This window comes from Streptomyces nidicola (assembly GCF_050106155.1).
Classification (GTDB): Bacteria; Actinomycetota; Actinomycetes; order Streptomycetales; family Streptomycetaceae; genus Streptomyces.
The window spans coordinates 7,321,317-7,344,220 of sequence record NZ_JBNBPI010000001.1 but is presented as its reverse complement, the minus strand read 5'-3'; the positions used below and the strand labels follow the sequence as shown (position 1 = coordinate 7,344,220).

The following is a 22,904-nucleotide window of genomic DNA, read 5'->3' as shown; positions in this document are numbered from 1 at the left end:
TCGGAGCGGGCGTCAGTCCCGCGCCAAGCCGAAGCGCGCCCTGAGGCCCGTCCGTTCGTCCGCCGCCACCGCGGCGGCGCCCTGGGTCACCGTCTCGTAGACCGAGAGGATGTCCGCGGCGACCGTGGACCAGTCGAAGCGGCGGACGTGCTTGCTGCCACGCGCGCGTAGTTCGGCGCGGCGCTCCGGGTCGCCCAGGAGGCGCAGGGCGGCGACGGAGAGGGTGTCCGCGTCCTCGTTGGTGAAGAGTTCGCCGGCGGCGCCCTGGTCGAGGACCTGGGCGAAGGCGTCCAGGTCGGAGGCGAGCACGGGCGCGCCCGCCGACATCGCCTCCACCAGGATGATGCCGAAGCTCTCGCCTCCGGTGTTGGGCGCGACGTACACGTCGACGCTCGCCAGGAGGCGCGCCTTGTCCTCGTCGCTGACCATGCCGAGGAACTCGACGCGGTCGCGCATCTCCTTGGGCAGTGAGGCCACCGCCTCGTCCTCGTCGCCGCGCCCCGCGACCAGGAGGCGGGTCTGCGGGCGCTCCGCGAGGATCTTGGGCAGCGCCTTCATGAGCACCGGAAGCCCCTTGCGGGGCTCGTCGATGCGGCCGATGAAGCCGATCGTGTCACCCTGCCACTCGGGCTTGGGCTCGGCGCGGGCGAAGAAGTCGACGTCGACACCGTTCGGGATGACGACCGCGTCGCCGCCCAGGTGCTCGACAAGAGTGCGGCGCGCGTACTCGCTCACCGCGATGCGCGCGCTGATCTTCTCCAGGGCGGGCTGCAGGATCGGATACGCGGCGATCATCGCGCGCGAGCGCGGGTTCGACGTGTGGAAGGTCGCGACGATCGGGCCCTGCGCGGCCCAGCACGTCAGGAGGCCGAGCGACGGGGACGCCGGTTCGTGGATGTGGATCACGTCGAACGTGCCGTCGTGCAGCCACCTGCGCACGCGCGCGGCGCTCAGGAAGCCGAAGTTGAGGCGCGCCACCGAGCCGTTGTACGGCACCGGAACCGCGCGGCCAGCCGACACGACGTACGGCGGCAGCGGGGTCTCGTCGTCCGCGGGCGCGAGGACGGACACCTCGTGCCCCAGGCGGATGAGGTGCTCCGCCAGATCGCGGATGTGGAACTGGACGCCGCCCGGCACGTCCCAGGAGTACGGGCAGACGATTCCGATCCTCACGCCGACCTCTCTTCGAAGCTGTCGAGGTCGGCAAGCCACAAGCGCTGCAGCATGTGCCAGTCCTCCGGATGGTCCGCGATCCCCGTGGCGAAGGCATCGGCCAGCGCCTGCGTCATGACAGACGTCTTCTCGGCCCGCGTACCTGTCTCCGGCACGTCGACGGGTGGGTGGACGCGACCCCGCATGACGGGCGAGTCGTCGTACCAGAGGGTGACCGGGAGCAGCAGCGCGCCGGTCTGCTGGGCGAGCATCGCGGGCCCCGCGGGCATCCGGGTCGTCTCGCCGAAGAACTTGACCTCCACACCGGAGGACGACAGATCCCGGTCCGCGACCAGGCAGACCAGGCCGCCCGCGCGCAGCCGCCGGGCGAGCGTCCCGAAGGCGGCGCCGCCCGTGTGGGGCAGCACCTCCATGCCGAGGCCCTCCCTGTAGGCGACGAAACGGTCGTACAGGGTCTCCGGCTTGAGCCGCTCGGCGACGGTCGTGAACGGGGTGTCCAGCTTGGTGGTGACCCAGGCGCCCGCCAGGTCGTAATTGCCCATGTGAGGCAGGGCGAGGACGACGCCCTTGCCCGCGTCCAGTCCCTCGGTGAGGTAGTGCAGGTCCTTGGCCGTGAAGCCCTCCTTGATGCGCTCCTTGCTCCACGCGGGGAGCCGGAAGGACTCCATCCAGTAGCGCAGGTACGAGCGCATGTTCTTCTTGGAGAGCTGTTGCAGGCGCTGTGGAGTGGCGTCGGGCACCACGCGCGCGAGGTTGGCCTCCAGGCGCTGCACGCCCTTGCCGCGCTTCTTCCAGGCGGCGTCGGCGATCGTGCGGCCGAGGCGCCGTGCCACCGGCTCGGGGAGCTTCTTGACGCCCGCCCAGCCGAGCCCGTAGAGCGCGTCGGTGATCCGCTCCTGCGTGCCGCTCACGAGGTGGCCCCCTCCTGGGCCGCCGCGTCGGCCTCCGCGGCCTCACGGCGCACCGTGACGACGCGCTGGATCAGCGTGACGAGGCTGCCGACGGCGACGATCCACAGGGCGACCGGCAGCAGGTACTGGATGCCGGGCACCCCGAACTTGTGCAGCCCGGCGAAGCCCGCGGCGACGAGCGAGATGACGAGCCGCTCGGCGCGCTCCACGAGACCGTTCACGGCGACGGGCAGGCCGATCGCTTCGCCACGCGCCTTCGTGTACGACACGACCTGGCCGCTGGCGAGGCAGAAGATCGACACGGCGCACAGGACGTTGTCGTCGCCCCCGCCCGCGTACCAGAGCGCGAGGCCGCCGAAGATGGCGCTGTCCGCGACACGGTCGAGCGTGGAGTCCAGGAAGGCGCCCCAGCGGCTGGAGCGGCCCAGCTGGCGCGCCATATTGCCGTCCACGAGGTCCGAGAAGACGAACAGCGTGATGACGACGGTTCCCCAGAAGAACTCGCCGCGCGGGTAGAAGACCAGCGCACCGGCCACGACTCCGGCGGTGCCCAGGAGCGTGACCGCGTCGGGGCTGACTCCGCGGCGGATGAGAAACGCGGCGAACGGTGTGAGGACACGCGTGAAGAATGCACGCGCGTACTTGTTCAGCATGGCCTTCCCGATGGTCGGTGGCCGCGCGGCCCCTCTGGCCACCGGCTGGCCCATCGTAGCCACGCACACGTGCGAACCGCCGACGGGCCGCTCGCGTGGGCGTGCGATCCGGTACGACGTATGGACGCACAGTGACCCGAGTGGAAAGCTCGAAGACACCGCGGGCGTCGCCGAAGCCGCCTCCGCACGCGGATTCGCGTGTCCGCGCCCATAGGCCGACAAGGACCTAGGACCACCTCACCGAGCAGCAAGCAACCGGGAGGCCAAGGCATGGGCGACAAGAGCAACGGACACCCCGGAGCCGCCGGCAGGGCAGCGACGGCCGACCATCCCGCGTCCGTACGGAATGTGGTGCTGGTCGGCCACAGCGGATCGGGCAAGACCACCCTGGTGGAGGCCCTCGCACTGACCGCGGGGGCGGTGAACAGGGCCGGGCGCGTCGAGGACGGCACCAGCGTCTCCGACTACGACGAGATCGAGCATCGCCAGCAGCGCTCGGTCCAGCTCTCGCTCGTCCCGTTGGAGTGGGACGGATTCAAGATCAATCTCCTGGACACCCCCGGCTACGCGGATTTCGTCGGGGAGTTGAGGGCCGGTCTGCGAGCTGCGGACGCGGCCCTTTTCATCGTTTCGGCGGCCGACGGGCCCGAGACGATGGCGGGCGCGACACGCATGGTGTGGGAGGAGTGCGCGGCGGTCGGCATGCCGCGGGCCATCGTGATCACGCATCTGGAGGCGGCGCGCGCCGACTTCGAGGACATGACGCGGACCTGCGCCGAGATCTTCGGCGGCGACGACCCGGACGCCGTGCTCCCGCTGTACCTGCCGCTGCGCGGCGAACAGGCGCCGGACGGGCACGCGCCCGTGACGGGCCTGGTCGGGCTGCTCTCGCAGCGCCTCTTCGACTACGCGTCGGGCGAACGCAAGGAGTCGGAACCGGGCGCCGACCAGGCCTCGTTGATCGAGGAGGCCCGCAACCGGCTCATCGAGGGGATCATCTCGGAGAGCGAGGACGAGACCCTCATGGACCGCTATCTCGGCGGTGAGGAGATCGACGTCAAGACGCTCATCGACGACCTGGAGCGGGCCGTCGCGCGCGGCGTCTTCCACCCGGTCCTCGCGGCGGCCCCGGCGGCGGAGGGCGCACGGCAGGGCATCGGCACCGTCGAACTCCTCGAGCTGATCACCGGCGGCTTCCCGACCCCTCTGGAGCGGGCCGCCCCCGATGTGCGCGGGCGCGACGGGAAGGAGCTCGACATCCACGCCTGCGACCCGGAAGGGCCGTTGGTGGCGGAGGTCGTGAAGACCGCGTCCGACCCCTACGTGGGGCGGGTCTCGCTCGTCCGCGTCTTCTCCGGCACCCTGCGGCCCGACGAGACGGTGCACGTGTCGGGCCACGGGCTCTCCGACCACGGGCACGAGACCCGGGCCCTGCACGAGGCGGACGAACGGATCGGCGCACTCTCGGCCCCCTTCGGGAAACAGCAGCGCACGCTGACCCACTGCATCGCCGGCGATCTGGCGTGCGTCGCGAAGCTGAGCCGGGCGGAGACCGGGGACACGCTCTCGGCGAAGGAGGCGCCGCTGCTCATGTCGCCGTGGGAGATGCCCGATCCGCTGCTGCCGCTGGCCATCCAGGCGCACAGCAAGGCCGACGAGGACAAGCTCTCGCAAGGTCTCTCACGCCTGGTCGCCGAGGACCCGACGATGCGCCTGGAACAGAACCAGGACACGCACCAGGTGGTGCTGTGGTGCCTCGGCGAGGCACACGCGGACGTGGCCCTGGAACGGCTGCGCAGCCGGTACGGGGTGCAGGTCGACGTCATCGCGCACAAGGTCTCCCTTCGGGAGACGTTCGCGGGCAAGTCGGCGGGGCGCGGCCGGCACGTGAAGCAGTCCGGTGGCCACGGCCAGTACGCGATCTGCGAGATCGAGGTGGAGCCGCTGCCCGGCGGCTCGGGCATCGAGTTCGTGGACAAGGTCGTCGGCGGCGCGGTGCCCCGGCAGTTCATCCCGTCCGTGGAGAAGGGCGTGCGGGCGCAGGCCGCGAAGGGCGTCGCGGCCGGATATCCGCTCATCGACGTGCGGGTGACGCTGCTCGACGGCAAGGCGCACTCGGTGGACTCGTCCGACGCGGCGTTCCAGACGGCGGGGGCGCTCGCGCTGCGCGAGGCGGCGGCCGATGCCCGGATCCATCTCCTGGAGCCGGTGGCCGAGGTCGAGATCCTCGTCGGCGACGACTATGTGGGAACCATGATGAGCGATCTGTCCGGGCGGCGCGGCCGCGTCGTCGGCACCGAACAGGCTTCGGGCGGGCGGACGTTGATCCGGGCCGAGGTGCCGGAGATCGAGATCGGCCGGTACGCGGTGGATCTGCGCTCGCTGTCGCACGGCACCGCGCGCTTCAGCCGTGCGTACGCCCGGCACGAGCCGATGCCCGCCCAGCTGAGCGAGCGGATCCGCGAACAGGCCCAGGACGTCCCGTAGTCGGGCCCGGACCGCGCACCGGCACCGGCTTCCCGTTCCTCGGGGCCGGTGTCGGTGGCGGCCGCTACGCTGGTCGAAGATCAGCCGGATCCGGCCGACGGCGCGCCCAACAGGTGTGCGGGGCGGGCAAGTCGGGAAAAGCCGCAGCGACGGCGTGCGGTGATGGGGGTGGCAGTGGCGGACACGATGAAGCCGGCTTCGGCCGACGGAGTATTCGACTTCCGACCGGGCGCGCAGATCCCGCTGCAGGGATCCGCGGGCCAGACCGCCGCGACGTTCGCCATCGCCTCGGCCGCGTACCGGGACGACCCGGCGGTGAAGATCGAGGAGACCAACAACGAGTGGCACAAGTCCCAGGTGAAGAGGGGGATGTGGTCACTGTTCGCGCCGAACCTCGGTGAGGCGTTCGCGCGTGCGGTGCAGGTGCGGATGCTGGGCGGCGCGCGCAAGCCGCTCATCCAGTCGTTCGGCACGGAACCGCAGGTCGTCGTGGAGCACTGCCTCGCGGCCAATCGGATCCGGCGCCAGCGCGACAGCCTGCTCACGCTGGTGACGGTGGTGTTCGGCTTCCTGTTCCTGCCCGGTTTCCTGCTGTGGGTGACCGCGTTCGAGATCCGCCGCAGGGACACCATCCGGGTGGCCGTGGCCGAGAAGGAGGTCAAGGAGGCCGAGGGCAAGGGCACCAAGGAGAAGCGCGAGGCGAAGAAGCGCGAGCGCGAGGCGCGCGGCCGGTCCGCCCTCACCATGGCGGTGCTCGCCGTCGTGTTCGTCGCCGTCGTCGTCGTGCTCGTCCGGCTTCCGTCCAGCAGCGGCTGGACCTGGTATCTGCGCGCCTCGTTCATCGCGCCCGTGATAGGCGGCTTCTGGGCGCGGCGGATCTGCGAGCGCACCGCGCACGACCTGCGGGACCGATGGGGCGGCCTGCTGTCCGGCGGCGGGATCGGCGCGAAGATCCCGGAGGCCGTTCCCGGCAGTCCCGGCGAGACCGCGGCCGAGCAACTGCGGCAGAATCTCGCCAAGTTGTCCGCCGAGCAGCAGTCGAACTCCGTGTTCTACGCGGGGCCCAAGGGCATTCTGGGCATGGGGACGCGCTGGGGCGGCTGGCAGTTGGCCGAGGACCTGGTGTCCAAGGAACCCGGCAAGGACATCCACCCGTTCCGCAGCTGGGACGTGATCCGCGCGATCCACGACCAGCTCCGCCTCCTGGAGCGCAAGCCCATCCACACCGGCGGCTTCCCCACGCCTTCGGTGAAGCACTGGATCGTCTCGCCGGTCGGTGAGAACGCGAAGAGCGTGACCCGCCCCTCGGGCGTGACCGTGGACGCGTTCGAGACCAGGACGCACGAGATAGAGCGGATCTGCAACGAGCAGCAGTTCGGCGGCGGCAGCCGCCACTATCTGGGCGTCCAGTTCACGCTCTGGGACGGCCAGTTGGTGATCACGATGCTGATCACGGTGACGGTGCTGCACCAGACGCTACGGATAGAGGTGACCGGGCACGCGCTCGGTCCGGTGCACTCCCTGTTCACGACGAAGCCAGAGCCGCGGAAGAAGGAGATCTCCAAGCCCATACGGTTCTGGGAGACCACGGAGAAGACGCTCCCGCTGATCACCTCGGACGAGGCGGTCCGGATCGCGGTCCGCGCCCCCTTCACCTGGTACCCGCCGCTCCTGGACCACCTCGGCGGCAAGCTCGTCCTGCCCGAGCCGTTCGGCCTGCGCCACGCCTGGGCGGACCAGCCGTGGCGGCACCGCTTCATGGCGGACGACGCGCTGCGCACGGCCACGCCCGTACTGCGCGTGGTGCACGCGGCGGCCATCAGAGTGCTCGACGAGAACGGCGTGGACACCGAGAAGTTCGGCGCCCGCTCGGGCTTCCTCAGCGGCGCGGTCCAAGACCCGTCACCGGGCAAGGCCGACACGTACGACGCGTAGGGACGCGCCGGCCCTGCGCCGACGGGGCCGGCCCTATTCGCTCGGCCAGGCCTTCGCCAGGGCGGTGCGGGTGTCGGCGAGCATCTGCGGCAGCACCTTGGTGTGGCCGACGACCGGCATGAAGTTCGTGTCACCGCCCCAGCGCGGAACGATGTGCTGGTGCAGATGGGCCGCGATGCCCGCGCCCGCGACCGCGCCCTGGTTCATGCCGATGTTGAAGCCGTGCGCGCCCGAGGCGGAGCGCAGCGCGGCCATGGCGCGCTTGGTGAAGTCGGCGAGCTCCGCGGTCTCGTTCAGATCGAGGTCGGTGTAGTCGGCGACGTGCCGGTAGGGCAGCACCATCATGTGCCCGCCGTTGTACGGGTACAGGTTGAGGATCGCGAAGACGTAGTTGCCGCGGGCCACGATCAGCGCGTCCTCGTCGGACTTGCCGGGAGCCGCGCAGAAGGGACAGCCGTCGTCGGCTCCGGGGCCGCTCGGTTTGCCCTCGCCCTGGATGTACGCGATGCGGTGCGGGGTCCACAGACGCCCGAATCCGTCCGGCTCACCCACTGGACCGACCTGCTGCTCCGGCTCACTCGTCATGCAATGCAGCATATTGCGTCACCTCACGGAGGCGTGTCGGCGGGTACCACCCCAGGTCGGCGCGGGCGATGCTGTCGGGATGACCGACACCCCACTCGCCCGCTGGGAGCGGCACAACGGCGCCGTCCTGGCGGCGGCCTCGCTCGTCTTCCTCGCCGCGTACGCGGTCCGGGTCCTCGGCCACGGGCTGCCCGGCGCCGTACGGACCCTGTGCCTGGCGCTCGCGCTCGCCGCGTGGGCGGTGTTCCTCGTGGACTACGTGGCCCGCCGGCACCTGAGCGGCCAGCGCTGGCCCCGCTTCATCCGCACGCACTGGCTGGACACGCTGGTCCTGCTGCTTCCGCTGCTGCGCCCGGTACGGATCGTGCAGGCCTACGAGACGGTGCAGCGCCGGCGGAACGAGCCACGCCTCTCGCTGCACGCGCGCGTGATCGCGTACGCGGGCCTGTCGGTGACGCTGCTCGGCTTCGCCGGGTCGCTGGCCCTGTACCACCAGGAGCACGCGGCGCCCGGCGCGGACATCCGTACGTACGGCGACGCGGTGTGGTTCACCTGCACGACGCTGTCGACCGTGGGCTACGGCGACCTGGCGCCGGTGACCCCGATCGGCCGGCTGGTGGCGGTGGGGGTGATGGTCTGCGGCCTTGCCCTGCTCGGCGCGGTGACCGGTTCGTTCTCCTCGTGGCTGCTGCAGGTGTTCGCGCGGGAAGGGGACCGGGAGACTGTGCGGGAAGGCGAAAGGCCCCCGGGGAACTCCCCGGAGGCCTCACACCGTACGGACTGAGGGATCAGACCTGTGCCCGCTCCTCGACGACCTTCACGATCTTCGCGATGGCCTCGTCGACCGGGATGCCGTTCTCCTGCGAGCCGTCGCGGTAACGGAAGGACACCGAACCGGCGTTCATGTCCTCGTCGCCCGCGATGACCATGAAGGGCACCTTGGCCTTCTGCTGGTTGCGGATCTTCTTCTGCATGCGGTCCGAGGACTTGTCGACCTCGACGCGCAGCCCCTGGGCGCGCGCCTTCTCGGCGAACTCCTCCAGGTACGTCACGTGGCCGTCACCGATCGGGATGCCGACGGCCTGGACCGGGGCGAGCCACGCCGGGAACGCGCCCGCGTAGTGCTCCAGGAGCACGCCGAAGAACCGCTCGATCGAACCGAAGAGGGCGCGGTGCAGCATGACGGGCTGCTGGCGCGAGCCGTCGGCCGCGGTGTACTCGAGGCCGAACCGCTTGGGCTGGTTGAAGTCGACCTGGAGGGTCGACATCTGCCAGGAGCGGCCGATGGCGTCCTTGGCCTGCACGGAGATCTTCGGGCCGTAGTACGCGGCGCCGCCCGGGTCGGGCACGAGCGGCAGGCCCTGCTTCTCGGCGGCGGAGCGCAGCGCCTCGGTGGCCTCGGCCCAGTCCTCGTCCGTGCCGATGAACTTGTCGGAGTCGTCGCGGGTGGACAGCTCCAGCTCGAACTCGGTCAGGCCGTAGTCGCGCAGCAGGTCGAGGACGAAGGTGAGGAGCTTGTCGAGCTCCTCCGCCATCTGCTCCTTGGTGCAGTAGATGTGCGAGTCGTCCTGGGTGAAGCCGCGCGAGCGGGTCAGGCCGTGCACGACGCCCGACTTCTCGTACCGGTACACGGTGCCGAACTCGAAGAGCCGCAGCGGCAGTTCACGGTAGGAACGCCCGCGGGACTTGAAGATCAGGTTGTGCATCGGGCAGTTCATCGCCTTGAGGCGGTAGTTCTGCTCGTCGAACTGGATGGGCGGGAACATGCCCTCCGCGTAGTGCGGGAGGTGACCCGAGGTCTCGAAGAGTGCTTCCTTCGAGATGTGCGGGGTGTTCACGAACTCGTAGCCGGAGGCCTCGTGGCGGCGCCGCGAGTAGTCCTCCATGACCTTGCGGATCACGCCGCCCTTGGGGTGGAAGACCGCGAGGCCCGGGCCCAGCTCGTCCGGGAAGGAGAACAGGTCGAGCTCGGCGCCGAGCTTCCTGTGGTCGCGCTTCTCGGCCTCGGCGAGGAACTCCAGGTACGCCTTCAGCTCGTCCTTCGACGGCCACGCGGTGCCGTAGATGCGCTGGAGCTGCGGGTTCTTCTCGCTGCCCCGCCAGTAGGCGGCGGCCGAGCGCATCAGCTTGAACGCGGGGATGACGCGGGTGGTCGGCAGGTGCGGGCCTCGGCAGAGGTCCTTCCAGCACAGCTCGCCGGTCTTGGCGTCGAGGTTGTCGTAGATGGTCAGCTCGCCGCCGCCCACCTCGGCGTCCGCGCCGTCGGCGGCCTGCGCCGCGTTGCCCTTGAGGCCGATGAGCTCCAGCTTGTACGGCTCGTCGGCCAGCTCGACCGCCGCGTCCGCGTCAGTGGTGACGCGGCGCGAGAAGCGCTGCCCCCGCTTCTGGATCTCCTGCATCTTCTTCTCGATGCGCTTGATGTCCTCGGGGGTGAACGGCTCCTTGACGTCGAAGTCGTAGTAGAAGCCGTCCTTGATGGGCGGGCCGATGCCGAGCTTGGCCTCGGGGAACAGCTCCTGCACGGCCTGCGCCATGACGTGCGCGGTCGAGTGCCGCAGGATGTTCAGACCGTCCTCGGAGGAGATCTCCACGGGCTCGACGGTCTCGCCGTCGACGACCTCGTACGCGAGGTCCTTCAGCTCACCGGCCACGCGGACCGCGACGATGCTGCGCTCGCCGGGGAAGAGCTCGGCGGCCGTAGTGCCCGTCGTCACCACGCGCTCTTCCCGCTCGGAATCGCGTTGGATGGCCACACGGACGTCAGACACCGGACTTCTCCTACCTGAAGATGGAACGCCGCGCCATTACCTGTGACGCGCGCAGCAACGATCGTACCGAGTCACCAGGGCCGCTCGCGAAACGGTTAACCGCGGGGCGGCCCGCAGGCCGGGCGAGTGTCAGTGCCGGGCTCTAGCGTGAGACGTATGACACTCGACTGGAACCCGCTCCTCGCCGACCAGCTCGACTGGCACTGGCGCCACCAGCTCCGCGACCGCCTGGCGGGGCTCACCGACGACGAGTACTTCTGGGAACCGGTGGCGGACTGCTGGAACGTGCGGCCGCGCGGTACCGGCACCGCCCCCATGCAGGTCGGCTCCGGCGAGCTCACGATCGACTTCGGGTACCCGGAGCCGGTTCCCGCGCCGGTGACGACGATCGCCTGGCGCCTCGGCCACATCCTGGTGGGCGTCCTCGGCGCGCGGAACGCGTCGCACTTCGGGGCGGCGCCCGTCGACTACGAGTCGTACGTGTATCCGGGGACGGCGGCGGACGCCCTCGACCGGCTCGACGCGGCGTACGCGCAGTGGTCCGACGGCGTGCGCAGCCTGGGCGAGGAGGGGCTAGCCCGCCCGTGCGGACCTGCGGAGGGCGAGTTCGCCAAGGATCCGATGGCGCGGCTCATCCTCCACATCAACCGCGAGATGCTGCACCACGGCGCGGAGATCGCCCTGCTCAGAGACCTGTACGCGCACCGCTCCAGCAGCTGACAGGCCCCGCTAGTCCTCCCCCGCGCAGGCCTCCTCGAAGAAGTCCAGGTTCTCCTGGAGCGACTTCATCATCCGGTCCCGCTCGGCCTCCTCCACCTGTACGGGTACGACTCCGGTCGCGCCGGTGAGGCGGCGGAATCCGCCCCGGCTCTCCAGCCGCCCGTGCACGCGGATCGGCAGGCCCACCAGGTGCGCGTGCCCCGCGATCCGGTACGCCTCCTCGTCCAGCGTCATTCGTACGTGCGGCACCTCGACGCCCGCGAGCACCCGCATCCGCACCGTGCCCGCGCCGCGCGGCCCCGTCCTGCGCATGCGGACGACGGTGCCGGTGACGCGGACGGAGACGGCGGGTTCGGCGTGCAGATAGCGGGCACCGGCCTCGCGCAGCACGTCGAGGTCGCCGGGTGAGAACTCGACGGGGGCGTCGCCGTCCGTGCACTCCTCGGGCACCCCGGCGGCGGGCGCCCAGGCCACGCCGACGCGCGCACCCTCGGTGCCGCGCACCAGCGCGACGAGCGCCTCGGTCAGCTCATGGCTGACGCCCGCCTCGATCGCGCCGTCGAACGCGTCCATGCCGCCGGTGGCCCGCCGGTAGTCGATGGCCTCGCGCACCGCGTACAGCGACTGGTGCAGCCGTACGGCGAGAGCCCGCCCCGTGGCCACGGGCACGAACGCGGTGAGACGGCGCCCGCCGGACGCCGTCTGCACCAGTACGTTCTCCAGGGCCGCGGCCGCGGGCCGCCGATGCCTGGCGCCGTAGTACCCGGCGCGGCCGCGCGCGGCGAGGGCGCCCGCGAGCATCATCTGCCGCGCCGCGCCCCGCAGTTGCTCCTCGGCGGGCCAGGACGAGGCGCCCGCGGGCCCGGCCGGGACATCGCGCGTCCAGCGGATCTCGTCGCTCGGCACGGCGAGCGAGACCAGCACCTCGCGCGCGGACGGCGTACCGCTCCGCTCCAGGGCGACGATCGCCTCGCCGAGCAGTTCCTCGCTGTCCGGGAAGGCCCGGCTCTCCGGCACGAGCAGGCTGGTCCGGCTCCCGGCCCCCGGCAGCGTCCAGCGCGCGTAACGCCCGGCGGCCCCGCCGCGCCGCCGCCAGCCGTGCCGGTCGAGCAGGGCGCCGAGCACCGCGGGGTCGACCTGCCCCGGCTCGGGTCCGACGAGGTCGACGGGGTGGCCGCCGCCCGCGCCGAGCGGGCGCAGGGGTTCCTCGATCGGGCGATGCTGCATCACACAACTCCCTTCGGCCCGGGCCGAGTTCGGACCGTCAGGGCCGTCCACCCGCGCCCACCCTGGCCATGATCTCGCAGAGCGCGCGGTCGTCGAAGATCCGCGCCGTCGGGACGCGCACGGTGGTTCTGCGCCGCCCGGTGACCGGGTGTCCGGCGAGGTTCATCCAGTAGCAGCAGTGCCGCAGGTCGAGCCGGTCGTGGGCGGCCCGCAGCCAGTCGTCCTGGGAGCGCGGCACGAGCATCACGACGAGGATCTTGTGCACCGAGACCGGGGTGCGGGCGAGCTTCTCCAGGTGCGCGTTGTCGAGCGTGAAGGCGAAGGAAGGGCCCGGCGGATCGGGCGCGACCTGGTACGTCGCCTTGAGCTGCACCTTGATGGTGACCTCGTCGTCGATCGCGTGCCCGGGCGAACTGTGGCTGACGTGCCAGTCGATGCCGTTGTCCGGAAAGGGCTGCGAGAGCGAGCACCCCGCGGCGGCGGCCACGGCATGCAGATAACCCACCTGCAGGGTCTCCATACAGGCGGTGGTGGCGAGTGTGCCGCGCGGCGGTGCGATCCGCTCGGGCAGCAGCCCGCCTCGTTCGGGCCGCGCGAGCGCCATGGGCCGACTGACCTTCCGGGAATGCGGGTTCGCGCCGACGGCACCCCGCTGAACTGCCATGACTCGTACCTGTGTTGTCACCGCTCGGCGTACGACGCAAACAGCGCGGGTATCACCGCTTGGGGCAGGGACAACACGTCGACGGGACGTCATCTGCCGCGCGGGAACCAGGAGTTGAGAGATCATGACGTGCTGGTACGAGGGTCCACTGGCCGCCTTCGACACCGAGACGACCGGCGTGGACGTGGAAAACGATCGCATTGTGTCCGCCGCGATCGTGGTGCAGGACGCGGCGGGAACGCGGCCACGGGTGTCGCGCTGGCTGGTGAACCCCGGGGTGCCGGTGCCGCCGGGTGCCACCGAGGTGCACGGGCTGACCGACGAGCACCTGCAGCTCAACGGGCGCTGGCCGGCGCCGGTGATGGAGGAGGTCGGGCGGGCGCTCGCCGAGCAGGCCGCGGCGGGCCGCCCGCTGGTCGTGATGAACGCCCCGTTCGATCTGACGCTGCTGGACCGCGAGTTGAAGCGGCACCGGGCCTCGTCGCTCTCCCACTACTTGGCGAGCGCGTCCCTGTGCGTGATCGACCCGCGCGTCCTGGACAAGCACCTGGACCGCTACCGCAAGGGCCGCCGCACGCTGACGGATCTGTGCGCGCACTACGACGTGGAGCTGGCGGAGGCGCACGACGCGGCGGCGGACGCGCAGGCGTCCCTCGACCTGGTGCGGGAGGTGGGCCGCAGGTTCGCTTCCCGCCTGGAGCGCCTCTCCCCCGCCGAGCTGCACACCTTGCAGGCGGTCTGGCACGCGGCGCAGGCCCGCGGTCTTCAGGCCTGGTTCGCCCGCAGCGGCAACCCGGAGACGGTGGACCCGGCGTGGCCCCTGCGCCCGGAACTTCCGGCGGCGGCCTGATCGTTCCCTCGTCGGGGCCCCGAAGGCAGAAACGACACCTCGCCCACCGGTTCCGTACCGGCACAACGAAAAACCGGTCCGTACCCGTACAACGAAAAACCGGCCCACCTGTACGGCGGACCGGTCATTCTCCGGGTGGGCGATACTGGGTTCGAACCAGTGACCTCTTCGGTGTGAACGAAGCGCTCTCCCACTGAGCTAATCGCCCGGGAACGCGTTGAACAATACAGGTCGCGGCGCCCTGTGTTCAAACCGGTCGCAGATGGGCGGCAAGACCCCGCCGCCCGCCGCGCATCATCCACGCGTGGTTGGCCAGGAACACCGGACGGCCCGGCAGCGCGAACCGGCGCATCAGCGGTTTGCTCACCTCGACCTCCTGGTTGTAGACGGCCCGGGTGCCGCCGCCGGGCAGCGGCGTCAGCGTCCAGCGCGCCCAGCCCTCCAGGTCCCCGGCCATCGCGATCTCCAGGACCCCCGCGGCCGGGTCACGGCGCGCCTCGCGGGCCGTGACGTGCAGCTCGTAGGGAAGAAAGGACCGGAAGACGGCGACGCCGCTGGTCGCGCTCCCGTCCAGCGGTGTCACCGAGCGGACCTGGGGCCACCACCGCGGATACTCCTCGGCCCGCTCGAGCACCGCGTACACGGCGCCCGGCGGGGCGGGCAGTTCCCACACGCTGCGAAAGCGGTAATGGTTCCAGTCCATGGCAGGAGTCTGCCGGGATCAGGGCATCTTGTCCCCGACCAGCGCCAGGTTCTCGATGGCGGCGAGTCCGTACAGGGCCGTGTCGTTGGTGTAGACCCAGTTCGCCTCGGTGCCCGCGACGAGTGTGACGGGCCCGTCGACCTTCTCGGCCTTCCAGGGCGACGCCTCGGTGTAGCCGTCGCTCTTGAAGAACTTCTCCCAGGCCCGCTTGGCGAGCTTGTCGTCGCCGGTGCGCACGGCGGCGTAGGCGTCGAGCCGGGAGTGGCCCTGGAAGAGGATGAGCGAGCCGAAGTCCGAGCCGTACCGCGCCTTCTGCTCCGCCTTCGTGGCGTTGAAGTAGCGGCAGTAGTCGTAGTACGCCTCCTCGAACTTCGGCATGTCGACCTGGTCGATCAGCTCCGCGCACAGCTCGTTGAGGCCGAAGACCGCCGACAGGTGGGAGACGCCGACGACGGGCTTGTCGGCGATGGCGAACTTGCCGGTGTCGAGGTCGTACAGGCCACTGCCCTGCACGAACCCGTTCGGCTGCGTGGCGATCGTCTCCATCGTCGACAGGACGCGCGCCTTGGCCTTCTCCCACTTCGGCCCGCGCCGCTCCCACTCGGTGAGCCAGGCGGAGACGAGGCCGCTCCAGTCGGTGCCGAAGCCGATGGACAGGGCGTGCGGGTCGGGCTTGTAGTCGGGGTCGGGGCGGACCTTGCGCTGCGGGTCGAGCACGAGGAACGTCTCGTCGGAGTCGACGTTGGCGTGCATGAGGTCGCCGACGCGCTCGTCGCCGGTGAGGAAGTAGTAGTAGCGGCGGTACGTGGTGTTGGCGATGCGCTGCTGCTTGGCGGAGTCGGCGTAGTGCTGGACGCCGTGCCGGGTGCCGAGCCCGGCCCATTTGCCGAGGTGGTAGACGTCGACCTCGCCGGTGTGCCGGGTCATGGCCTCGGCGAAGCGGAAGATGTCGGCGCGGCCGGAGCGCAGATACGCGAACCAGAGCCAGATGTCGGGCGACAGCTCGGAGTTGTCCCAGGCGTAGCCGCCGACGTCGTAGCGCCACTGGTGGCGCGCCGGGTCGTAGGAGTGCATCACATCGCCGTAGTCCCAGAAGCCGTACCAACGGCGCATCTCCACCTGGTCCTTGTAGTAGGTGAAGAGGAAGTCGAGGTGGTCCTCGATCTTGGCCTTGGCGGGGGTGGAGCGGTCGGGCTCGGAGTAGAGGCCGGGGCCGAGGACCTTCGCCTTGATCAGCTGCTTCGGCGGCGCGGCCAGCTGCGGCAGCACGCGCACGGCCTCGACCTGCTGGGCGAACGCCTCGGGCTTCGGTGTCGCGTCGTTCGCCCAGAACATCAGCTCGCTGGTGCGGGCGATGCCGTACGGGGTGCCGAACTCGGGCTCGTAGTCCTCGTACGTGATGTTGAGGCCTTCGAGCTGCTCCGCATACGTGTCCTGGCCCATGCCGTCGTGGTAGAAGCGCAGGTCCATGGGCTGCGCCTCGGGCGACCAGAGCCAGAGGGTGACCTCGGCCTCATCGGTCTGCGCACCCCGGATGTCGAGTCCGGCCGGGTGCTTCTCCCAAAAGTCACGGAGCCCGAAGGAGAGTCCGCCGCTCGCGCCGCCGACATAGCCGAATCCGCTGGCGCGCCGCCCGCCGCCGGCGCCGATCCAGCCGTGCCCCTTCTTCGTGCGCTTCTTGAGGGTGAAGCCGTCCGCGGACAGCTGGGAGAGGGAGTAGTCGCCCCACTCGGGGATGTACTGGAGGCGAGTGGTGACGCGCTGGTCCCAGGTCGAGGGGTCGGGCAGCTTCTCGCCGGCGAACTGCGCCGCCTGCACGGCCGCTCCCGGGTCGCGGCGCAGTCCGGTGATGCCCTGGACCGCCTCCCGCAGCATGCCGGTGCCCTCGCCGCCGATCCGGATGTGCCGGTCGTACGCCTTGTCGCGCATCGGCACGGTGAACCGGACGCCGAGCCCGCGGATGAAGTCGCCCGATGCCTTGCCGGGTTCCTGGGTGCCGTCGTACGTGATGGTGTGCACCATGCGGAACGATTCGGCGCCCGCGTAGAAGTAGAACCGGATGGAGAACGGGAGCCAACTCCGGCTGCCCTTGCGGTGCTTGCCGTCGATGCGGACGACGGCGCGGACCGGGCCGTCCTGCTCGACCTTCGTCTCCTCGATGACGGACTCGAACCGCTCGTACTTCTGCGTGCCCTGGTCGCCGTCCTCGATCTCGCCCTGGCGCAGGAGGACGAGGCGGCCGTCCTTGGCGATCTCGGTGGAGCCGCGGGTGACGGACTTGACCAGGCTCGATCCGCTCTTGCCGAGCTTGGCGACGACGACGCCGGTGTCGACGGTGACGACTCCCCCGCTCGCCTGGACGCTCACCTTCTTGTCGGGCGCGGTGGCGCTCCCGGCCGCGAGCTTCAGTTTGCCGTCGCCGGCACCAGGGCCCACCGCGTGCGCGGTCCACTTCAGTGAGCCGTCGGGCCACTGGGCGAGCGGCCAGGTCTGGACGGGGACCTGCTTGCCGTCCTCGGTGGTGAGGGCGAACTCCTGTCCCTTCTCGTGCACGCCCTTGGGCCAGGGCACGCCGACGGTGGAGCCGGGGGCCGCGCCGAGCCCGCCGTCCTCCAGCCAGCCGAGCGTGACCGGCTCGGCCTGTGCGGCTTCGGCGACCGAGGCGGGCGTCGCGGCCTTCGCCTCCTTGCCGCCGAGCGCCCAGCTGAACTGCGCGGCGGCGCCGGCGACCGCGGCGGCCTTGAGGAGGGACCTGCGGGGAATGGGGGACATCGTCGTTCCTTTCCGTGCATGCCAAACGTGTTGTACGAGAGGGGGGTTGGGGCAGATGGGGGCGGGTGGGGGTGTTACGTATAACGGGATCCCGTTATACGTATGACGGGCATCCGTTCTACGTATAACGCCGGGTCAGCGGGCGCGGCCGCGTTCCTCCACCGCGACCGCCGCCGCGGCGAGGATGCCGAGCACCGGGACGGCGAGCGGTGCGAGGAACTCCGCGCTGAGGAGCACGAGCGCGATCCCGCACACCAGGAGCAGGGACCCGCCGGGTGTCCGTACGGTGCGCCGGGCGGCGTCGCCGAGCAGGGACCGCCAGGACCGGCCCGGCTCCCAGACGGCGGCGGCCCGCAGCACGGTCACGGCACCCGCGATGAGCGCGAAGATGCCGACGGCCGCGGCGAGTTGACCGCCGGGGAGCCCGGCCCGCGCCATCCGCAGGTCGACCCAGACTGCGGCCCAGGCCGCCACCCCGGCGAGCCCGACGAGCCAGCCGCGGCGCGCCGCGACACGGACGTCGGCCGCGAACTCCCGCCAGCCGCCGCTCTGTTCACCGATCCGGCGCCGTAGGTGCCGGGCGCCGGCCGCGAAGGCGGCCGGTGCGGTGACGACGGGCACGGACGCGAGCGCGATCCACACCCCGGTGAGCAGGCACTCGGCGAAGACGGAGAACCCGACGCGCCGCCGCGACTCGACGCGCGGGCCGCTGCGCGCGACGCTGCGTGCGGGGGCCCTCACTTGAGCCCCGACGTGGCCATGCCGTCGATCAGATACCGCTGGAAGGCCATGAAGAAGGCGATCACCGGGATGAGCGCCATCATCGCCATGGCGATCTGACCGCCGTAGTCGGAGATGCCCTGCTGGTCGCGGAACATCATCAGGCCGAGCGAGACGGTGTATTTGGAGGGCTCGTTGAGGTAGATCAGCGGGCCCATGAAGTCGTTCCAGGCGTTGATGAACGTGAAGATGGCGCTGGTGATCAGGGCGGGCCGGCACAGCGGCAGCACGATCGACCAGTAGATCCGCAGATGGCCGCAGCCGTCGAGCCGCGCCGCCTCGTCCAGCTCCTTCGGCAGTCCGCGCATGAACTGCACCATGAGGAAGACGAAGAACGCCTCGGTCGCCAGGAACTTGCCCGCGAGGAGCGGCACGTACGTGTTGATGAGCTCCAGCTTCTGGAACATCACGTACTGCGGGATGAGCAGCACGTGGTACGGCAGCAGCAGCGTGCCGATCATCAGCGCGAAGAGCAGCTTCCGCCCGCGGAAGGGGATCTTCGCGAAGGCGTAGGCGGTGAGCGAGCTGGAGATGACGACGCCGACGACGGCCATGCCCGCGTAGAACAGCGAGTTGGTGAAGAACGTGCTGATGGAGATGCCCGCGATGCCGTCGGCGAGGCCCTTGACGTTGTCGAGGATCGGGTCGGCGGGGAAGAGGTCGAGCGAGCCGACGATCTTCTTGCCGGGCTTGAACGCGGCGCCGATCACCCAGACGACCGGATAGAGGACGACGCAGAGCACGGCGATCGCGAAGACGTGCCAGACGAGGGGTCCTGTGCGCTTGCGCGGGTTGGCGCCACTCTTCAACTCGGGGGTCAGGGTGGTCACTTGACGTCCTCCTCGTAGTGCACCCACTTCTTCTGGGACCAGAACAGGACGACGGTGACGAGCGCGACGGCCAGCAGCAGCATCCACGCCATGGCGGACGCGAAGCCCATCTGGGACTGCTGGAAGCCCTTTTGGTACAGGTAGCAGGTGTAGACGAGGGTGGCGTCGGCCGGTCCGCAGAACGTGTTGGAGACGACGTACGCGGAGCCGAAGATCTGGAACGAGTGGATCGACTCCAGCAGGACGTTGAAGAAGAGCACCGGGGAAATCATCGGCAGGGTGATGTTCCAGAACCGGCGCAGCGGTCCCGCCCCGTCGACGGCGGCGGCCTCGTACAGCTCCTTCGGCACCTGTTTGAGGCCGGCCAGGAAGATGACCATCGGGGCGCCGAACTGCCAGACGGTGAGCGCCACCAGCGAGTAGAGGATCATGTCCGGGTCGCCGATCCAGCCGCCGAGGTTCAGGCCGAGGGAGCCGAGCCCCTTGTCGACGACGGCGTTGTCGGAGAACAGCGCACGCCAGACGAAGCCGACCGAGACGCTGGCGCCGATCAGCGACGGCGCGTAGAACGCGGCCCGGTACAGGCCCTGGCCGCGTCGGCTCTGGTTGAGCAGCAGCGCGACGCCGAGCGCGAGCAGCAGCTTGAGCGGGGTGCCGATGACCACGTACTTGAGCGTGACCTGCACGGACTTCTGCCAGCGCGGGTCGTCGAACATGGCCGTGAAGTTGTCGAACCCGATCCACTTCGGCGCCGCGAACAGGTTGTAGTCCGTGAACGCGTAGTAGAGCGAGGCGATCATCGGCCCCGCCGTGAGCAGCAGGAACCCCGCGAGCCACGGCGACATGAACAGATAGCCGGCGAGATTGTCGCGCCGCCCCCGCCGCTTTTGTGCGACGGGTCGGACAACGTTCACCTCTTCGGCCAGGACTGTGGCGTCCTTGACGAGCGACATGGTGCTGTTTCCCCTCGGAAACGTAGGGGCTGTCAGGCCTGGAAGGCCGCTTCGGCCTCGCTGAAGAACTGCTTCACCGCAGCCGGAACCTTCTGCTTGGCGTTGGCGACGTCACCGGCGATGCGCAGGAACGCGGCCTCCACGACATCCGCGCCCGACGGATGCGGCGTGATCTTGCCGAGCACACCGGCCTTCTCGACCTCGTTCTCGTACGCGGCGATGCCCTTGTTGGCCTCGACGACCGCCTTGTCGGCCTCAGCGCCCGGCTTGTACGCGTCGAACTGCTCGTCGGTGGCGAGCACACCCATGTCGTAGCCCATGACCTTGCCGACCTCGGGGTCGTGGACCATGAAGTCGATGAACTTGGCGGCCTGCGCCTGGGCCTCGCACTTGGTGGAGATCGACAGCATCAGCGAGCCGAGGTACTGCCCGGTGTCCTTGCCGTCGGTGGTCGGGATCGGCGCGAGCGCGTAATCGGAGTCGCCCTCGCCCTCGTAGCGCACCGAGAAGTTGTCCCAGGTGAACTCGGCGCCCGCGAGCCCGGCCGAGAGCCCGGACTTCGGCTTGACCTGCTCGATCTTCTTGGGGTCCGCGACGATCCCGGACTTCACGCGCTTGTAGTAGTCCGACCACCACTGCGTCAGATCGTCCTGGGCGAAGCCGAGTTTGCCGTCCTTGAAGAACGCCTTGCCGTTCTGACGGAGATACAGGTCGTAGAGGTACATGACCCCCGCGTAGCCCGTGTCGCCCGCGATCTTCAGCTTGTCCTGGATGGTCTGGAGCGACTTGAAGTACTCGTCCCAGGTCCAGCCGAACTTCGGCTCCACGCCCGCCTTGTCCCAGGCCTTCTTGTCGATGACGAGCGACATGGTGTTGGCGCCGACCGGAACCGCGACCTGCTTGCCGCCGGAGACCTGGCCGGCCGTCTCGACGCCGCCGCGGAAGTTCTTCAGGCTCAGATTCCCGGCGTCCACCTGGGACTTGAGGTCGAGCAGAACTCCGCGCTTGTCGTACTTCGCAAGGAAGGCAACGGAGTTGAGGAATACATCCGGAGGATTTCCGCCCGAGGCCTGCGTCTGGAACTTCTCCCAGAATGCCTGGTAATCGGTGAATTCCGGCTTGATTTTGATCTTCGGATTCTTCTTCTCGAAGAGCGCGATCGCCTTCTTGATTTTCACGGCACGCGGTTCGCCGCCCCACCAGGCGAACCGCAGGGTCGCCGGACCGTCCGCGTTCCCCGCGTCTCCTGACCCACCGTCACCACCGCAGCCGGCCGCCGTCAGGCCGAGCGCCGCGACCGAAGCCCCGGTCGCCTTCAGCACGCCTCTTCGACCAAGATCCCTGTTCATAGGCACAGTTAGCCCCTCCACCCGTGCATTGAATCGTTTTAGGAAAGCGCTTGCCGAGCAAAAGTAGAGACGGGTGGGGGGTGCGTCAACAGTTCGGACAAAGATTTGGGCCGAAGCGCCTCGAACGCCCAGGTCAGCCACGAAAAACGCCGACGGCCCCGGAGACTCGATGTCTCCGGGGCCGTCGGTCCGGGTGGGCGATACTGGGTTCGAACCAGTGACCTCTTCGGTGTGAACGAAGCGCTCTCCCACTGAGCTAATCGCCCGGGCGCAGGAAGAACATTACCCCATGTCAGGGGGTGCCTGGGACCACTCTGCGCCGCCTGCGGTCACTGCTTGATGTTCCATGGCATCTCGAGCCCGAACTTCCATACGTAGACCCCGCCGAGCACGGCGATGATCACGACGCCGATCGTGGTCAGGATGATGTTCCGCCGCCGCACCTTCGGGTCGAGCGCCCGCTGCGTCGCCTCCGTGACCTTCCGCTTCGTCCAGCGCAGCACCAGTTGAGCCCAGACGAACTCGGTCGCCCAGATCGCCATACCGCCGAAGATCACCAGCCAGCCGGGCCCCGGCAGCGGCAGCATGATCACGCCGCCCACGACCACCGCGAGCCCCACGATGAAGACGCCGACCTGCCAGCTCAGATGCAGCGTCCGCCTGGCCTGGATGAACCCCGGCGCCCGCGACCCGAGCGGCTTTCCCTCGGCCGCCGCACCGTCATCGCCGGCCCCGGAGGCCGCATCGGCCGTCTCGGGTGCCTCGGGCTCCTTGGCCCCCTTGTCACTCCCCGTATTCATACGCTCAAACCTACCCGACTCTTTCGCGTCACCGGAATGGCCGTTCTCCCACAGATAAGACTCGGCCGTACGAGCTACCTAAAGACGCTCAAAACACTCAGAGGGGTTTACAACGGCACCGTAGGTGGCATGTCGATTTCGCCGACGTGCGAATCCCCGAGCGCACACTGAGCGAAAGGCCCTGGCGCTTATGAACACCACGGTCAGCTGCGAGCTGCACCTGCGCCTCGTTGTGTCGAGCGAGTCCTCACTGCCCGTTCCCGCAGGTCTGCGGTATGACACGGCCGATCCCTATGCCGTGCACGCCACCTTCCACACCGGAGCCGAGGAGACAGTCGAATGGGTGTTTGCCCGCGACCTCCTCGCCGAAGGCCTTCACCGGCCGACCGGCACCGGAGACGTCCGAGTCTGGCCGTCCCGTAGCCACGGTCAGGGCGTTGTCTGCATCGCCCTGAGCTCTCCCGAGGGCGAGGCTCTGCTCGAGGCCCCGGCGCGGGCTCTGGAGTCGTTCCTCAAGCGAACGGACGCCGCCGTGCCACCCGGCACGGAACACCGCCATTTCGACCTCGACCAGGAGCTGTCGCACATCCTCGCGGAAAACTAGCGCCGCGGAACGAGGAGGCCCGCGCCGGCACCCGGTCGGCGTGAGCAGCGCGAGAGCATGCCGTGCCGTCCACTCGGGGAACGGCACGGCTCAACGGTCGGGACAACCGCATACGGCATACACCGGCGCCGTCGCCGTGG

20 protein-coding genes and 2 tRNA genes are annotated in these 22,904 nt (G+C 69.7%); 6 read left to right on the top strand and 16 right to left on the bottom strand.

What is annotated here, in order from left to right; all coding sequences use genetic code 11:
- Positions 1-12: 12 nt before the first annotated feature.
- From ACOKM3_RS33235 to pgsA, 3 genes are read right to left on the bottom strand one after another with little or no spacing between them, the layout of a single operon-like run.
- Complete coding sequence (locus ACOKM3_RS33235) at positions 13-1,173, bottom strand: glycosyltransferase family 4 protein (protein WP_426904939.1); 1,161 nt, start codon at positions 1,171-1,173, stop codon at positions 13-15.
- Positions 1,170-2,084, bottom strand: a complete 915-nt coding sequence (locus ACOKM3_RS33230; protein ID WP_426904938.1) for a phosphatidylinositol mannoside acyltransferase — start codon at positions 2,082-2,084, stop codon at positions 1,170-1,172. The genes ACOKM3_RS33235 and ACOKM3_RS33230 overlap by 4 nt, the downstream gene beginning before the upstream one ends.
- Positions 2,081-2,791: a phosphatidylinositol phosphate synthase gene (gene pgsA, locus ACOKM3_RS33225; RefSeq protein ID WP_426906962.1), complete on the bottom strand. Its 711-nt coding sequence runs from the start codon at positions 2,789-2,791 to the stop codon at positions 2,081-2,083. Before pgsA ends, ACOKM3_RS33230 begins: the two co-directional genes overlap by 4 nt.
- 216 nt (positions 2,792-3,007) lie before the next feature.
- On the opposite strand from pgsA, the gene ACOKM3_RS33220 reads away from it, so the two are divergent.
- Positions 3,008-5,224: an elongation factor G-like protein EF-G2 gene (locus ACOKM3_RS33220; protein WP_426904937.1), complete on the top strand. Its 2,217-nt coding sequence runs from the start codon at positions 3,008-3,010 to the stop codon at positions 5,222-5,224.
- A gap of 186 nt (positions 5,225-5,410) precedes the next feature.
- Positions 5,411-7,159 carry a hypothetical protein gene (locus ACOKM3_RS33215; RefSeq protein ID WP_426906961.1) on the top strand — a complete coding sequence of 583 codons (1,749 nt, stop codon included), beginning with the start codon at positions 5,411-5,413 and terminating at the stop codon, positions 7,157-7,159.
- A 33-nt stretch (positions 7,160-7,192) separates the two neighbouring features.
- Here ACOKM3_RS33215 and ACOKM3_RS33210 read toward each other — a convergent pair whose 3' ends face one another.
- Positions 7,193-7,756 (bottom strand): HIT family protein, encoded by a 564-nt coding sequence (locus ACOKM3_RS33210; RefSeq protein WP_426904936.1) that lies wholly within the window; start codon positions 7,754-7,756, stop codon positions 7,193-7,195.
- 67 nt (positions 7,757-7,823) lie between these two features.
- On the opposite strand from ACOKM3_RS33210, the gene ACOKM3_RS33205 reads away from it, so the two are divergent.
- Positions 7,824-8,528 carry a potassium channel family protein gene (locus ACOKM3_RS33205; protein WP_426904935.1) on the top strand — a complete coding sequence of 235 codons (705 nt, stop codon included), beginning with the start codon at positions 7,824-7,826 and terminating at the stop codon, positions 8,526-8,528.
- A gap of 4 nt (positions 8,529-8,532) precedes the next feature.
- Here ACOKM3_RS33205 and thrS read toward each other — a convergent pair whose 3' ends face one another.
- Complete coding sequence (gene thrS / locus ACOKM3_RS33200) at positions 8,533-10,512, bottom strand: threonine--tRNA ligase (protein ID WP_426904934.1); 1,980 nt, start codon at positions 10,510-10,512, stop codon at positions 8,533-8,535.
- Positions 10,513-10,668: 156 nt separating this feature from the next.
- On the opposite strand from thrS, the gene ACOKM3_RS33195 reads away from it, so the two are divergent.
- Positions 10,669-11,232: a DinB family protein gene (locus ACOKM3_RS33195; protein WP_426904933.1), complete on the top strand. Its 564-nt coding sequence runs from the start codon at positions 10,669-10,671 to the stop codon at positions 11,230-11,232.
- Between the two features lie 9 nt (positions 11,233-11,241).
- Here the strand turns inward: ACOKM3_RS33195 and ACOKM3_RS33190 are convergent, their stop codons facing one another.
- Positions 11,242-12,459, bottom strand: coding sequence for a hypothetical protein (locus ACOKM3_RS33190; protein WP_426904932.1), 1,218 nt, complete (start codon positions 12,457-12,459; stop codon positions 11,242-11,244).
- 37 nt (positions 12,460-12,496) lie between these two features.
- A complete protein-coding gene (locus tag ACOKM3_RS33185) occupies positions 12,497-13,063 on the bottom strand; it encodes a DUF4365 domain-containing protein (RefSeq protein ID WP_266725606.1) in 567 nt (188 codons plus the stop codon).
- A 184-nt stretch (positions 13,064-13,247) separates the two neighbouring features.
- Here ACOKM3_RS33185 and ACOKM3_RS33180 point away from each other — a divergent pair, with 184 nt between their 5' ends.
- Complete coding sequence (locus ACOKM3_RS33180) at positions 13,248-13,973, top strand: 3'-5' exonuclease (protein WP_426904931.1); 726 nt, start codon at positions 13,248-13,250, stop codon at positions 13,971-13,973.
- Positions 13,974-14,109: 136 nt separating this feature from the next.
- Here ACOKM3_RS33180 and ACOKM3_RS33175 read toward each other — a convergent pair.
- The 9 genes from ACOKM3_RS33175 to ACOKM3_RS33135 form a co-directional block, all read right to left on the bottom strand.
- Positions 14,110-14,181, bottom strand: a tRNA-Val gene (locus ACOKM3_RS33175).
- Between the two features lie 39 nt (positions 14,182-14,220).
- The gene (locus tag ACOKM3_RS33170; RefSeq protein ID WP_426904930.1) at positions 14,221-14,676 is read right to left on the bottom strand and encodes an SRPBCC family protein; all 456 of its coding nucleotides are present in this window, start codon (positions 14,674-14,676) and stop codon (positions 14,221-14,223) included.
- A gap of 18 nt (positions 14,677-14,694) precedes the next feature.
- Positions 14,695-17,448, bottom strand: a complete 2,754-nt coding sequence (locus tag ACOKM3_RS33165) for an exo-rhamnogalacturonan lyase family protein (RefSeq protein ID WP_426904929.1) — start codon at positions 17,446-17,448, stop codon at positions 14,695-14,697.
- 135 nt (positions 17,449-17,583) lie between these two features.
- Entirely contained in the window at positions 17,584-18,189 is a 606-nt protein-coding gene (locus ACOKM3_RS33160) for a hypothetical protein (RefSeq protein ID WP_426904928.1), read from the bottom strand.
- Complete coding sequence (locus ACOKM3_RS33155) at positions 18,186-19,058, bottom strand: carbohydrate ABC transporter permease (RefSeq protein WP_426904927.1); 873 nt, start codon at positions 19,056-19,058, stop codon at positions 18,186-18,188. Before ACOKM3_RS33155 ends, ACOKM3_RS33160 begins: the two co-directional genes overlap by 4 nt.
- Entirely contained in the window at positions 19,055-20,011 is a 957-nt protein-coding gene (locus tag ACOKM3_RS33150; RefSeq protein ID WP_426904926.1) for a carbohydrate ABC transporter permease, read from the bottom strand. Before ACOKM3_RS33150 ends, ACOKM3_RS33155 begins: the two co-directional genes overlap by 4 nt.
- Before the next feature lie 32 nt (positions 20,012-20,043).
- Positions 20,044-21,333 carry an ABC transporter substrate-binding protein gene (locus tag ACOKM3_RS33145; protein WP_426904925.1) on the bottom strand — a complete coding sequence of 430 codons (1,290 nt, stop codon included), beginning with the start codon at positions 21,331-21,333 and terminating at the stop codon, positions 20,044-20,046.
- A gap of 221 nt (positions 21,334-21,554) precedes the next feature.
- A tRNA-Val gene (locus tag ACOKM3_RS33140) sits at positions 21,555-21,626 on the bottom strand.
- 63 nt (positions 21,627-21,689) lie between these two features.
- On the bottom strand, positions 21,690-22,160 hold the full coding sequence (locus ACOKM3_RS33135) for a TIGR02611 family protein (RefSeq protein ID WP_426904924.1): 471 nt from the start codon (positions 22,158-22,160) through the stop codon (positions 21,690-21,692).
- Between the two features lie 190 nt (positions 22,161-22,350).
- Here ACOKM3_RS33135 and ACOKM3_RS33130 point away from each other — a divergent pair, with 190 nt between their 5' ends.
- Positions 22,351-22,764, top strand: coding sequence for an SsgA family sporulation/cell division regulator (locus ACOKM3_RS33130; RefSeq protein WP_010351314.1), 414 nt, complete (start codon positions 22,351-22,353; stop codon positions 22,762-22,764).
- The last annotated feature ends 140 nt before the right edge of the window (positions 22,765-22,904 follow it).

Bases quoted from the DNA above. Each gene is read 5' to 3' on its own strand.
- ACOKM3_RS33215 (WP_426906961.1), top strand. From the start codon at position 5,411: ATGAAGCCGGCTTCGGCCGACGGAGTATTCGACTTCCGACCGGGCGCG.
- ACOKM3_RS33220 (WP_426904937.1), top strand. From the start codon at position 3,008: ATGGGCGACAAGAGCAACGGACACCCCGGAGCCGCCGGCAGGGCAGCG.
- ACOKM3_RS33135 (WP_426904924.1), bottom strand. From the start codon at position 22,160: ATGAATACGGGGAGTGACAAGGGGGCCAAGGAGCCCGAGGCACCCGAG.
- ACOKM3_RS33150 (WP_426904926.1), bottom strand. From the start codon at position 20,011: ATGTCGCTCGTCAAGGACGCCACAGTCCTGGCCGAAGAGGTGAACGTT.
- ACOKM3_RS33185 (WP_266725606.1), bottom strand. From the start codon at position 13,063: ATGGCGCTCGCGCGGCCCGAACGAGGCGGGCTGCTGCCCGAGCGGATC.
- ACOKM3_RS33170 (WP_426904930.1), bottom strand. From the start codon at position 14,676: ATGGACTGGAACCATTACCGCTTTCGCAGCGTGTGGGAACTGCCCGCC.
- ACOKM3_RS33165 (WP_426904929.1), bottom strand. From the start codon at position 17,448: ATGTCCCCCATTCCCCGCAGGTCCCTCCTCAAGGCCGCCGCGGTCGCC.
- ACOKM3_RS33210 (WP_426904936.1), bottom strand. From the start codon at position 7,756: ATGCTGCATTGCATGACGAGTGAGCCGGAGCAGCAGGTCGGTCCAGTG.
- ACOKM3_RS33180 (WP_426904931.1), top strand. From the start codon at position 13,248: ATGACGTGCTGGTACGAGGGTCCACTGGCCGCCTTCGACACCGAGACG.
- ACOKM3_RS33195 (WP_426904933.1), top strand. From the start codon at position 10,669: ATGACACTCGACTGGAACCCGCTCCTCGCCGACCAGCTCGACTGGCAC.
- ACOKM3_RS33190 (WP_426904932.1), bottom strand. From the start codon at position 12,459: ATGCAGCATCGCCCGATCGAGGAACCCCTGCGCCCGCTCGGCGCGGGC.
- pgsA (WP_426906962.1), bottom strand. From the start codon at position 2,791: ATGGGCCAGCCGGTGGCCAGAGGGGCCGCGCGGCCACCGACCATCGGG.
- ACOKM3_RS33205 (WP_426904935.1), top strand. From the start codon at position 7,824: ATGACCGACACCCCACTCGCCCGCTGGGAGCGGCACAACGGCGCCGTC.
- ACOKM3_RS33130 (WP_010351314.1), top strand. From the start codon at position 22,351: ATGAACACCACGGTCAGCTGCGAGCTGCACCTGCGCCTCGTTGTGTCG.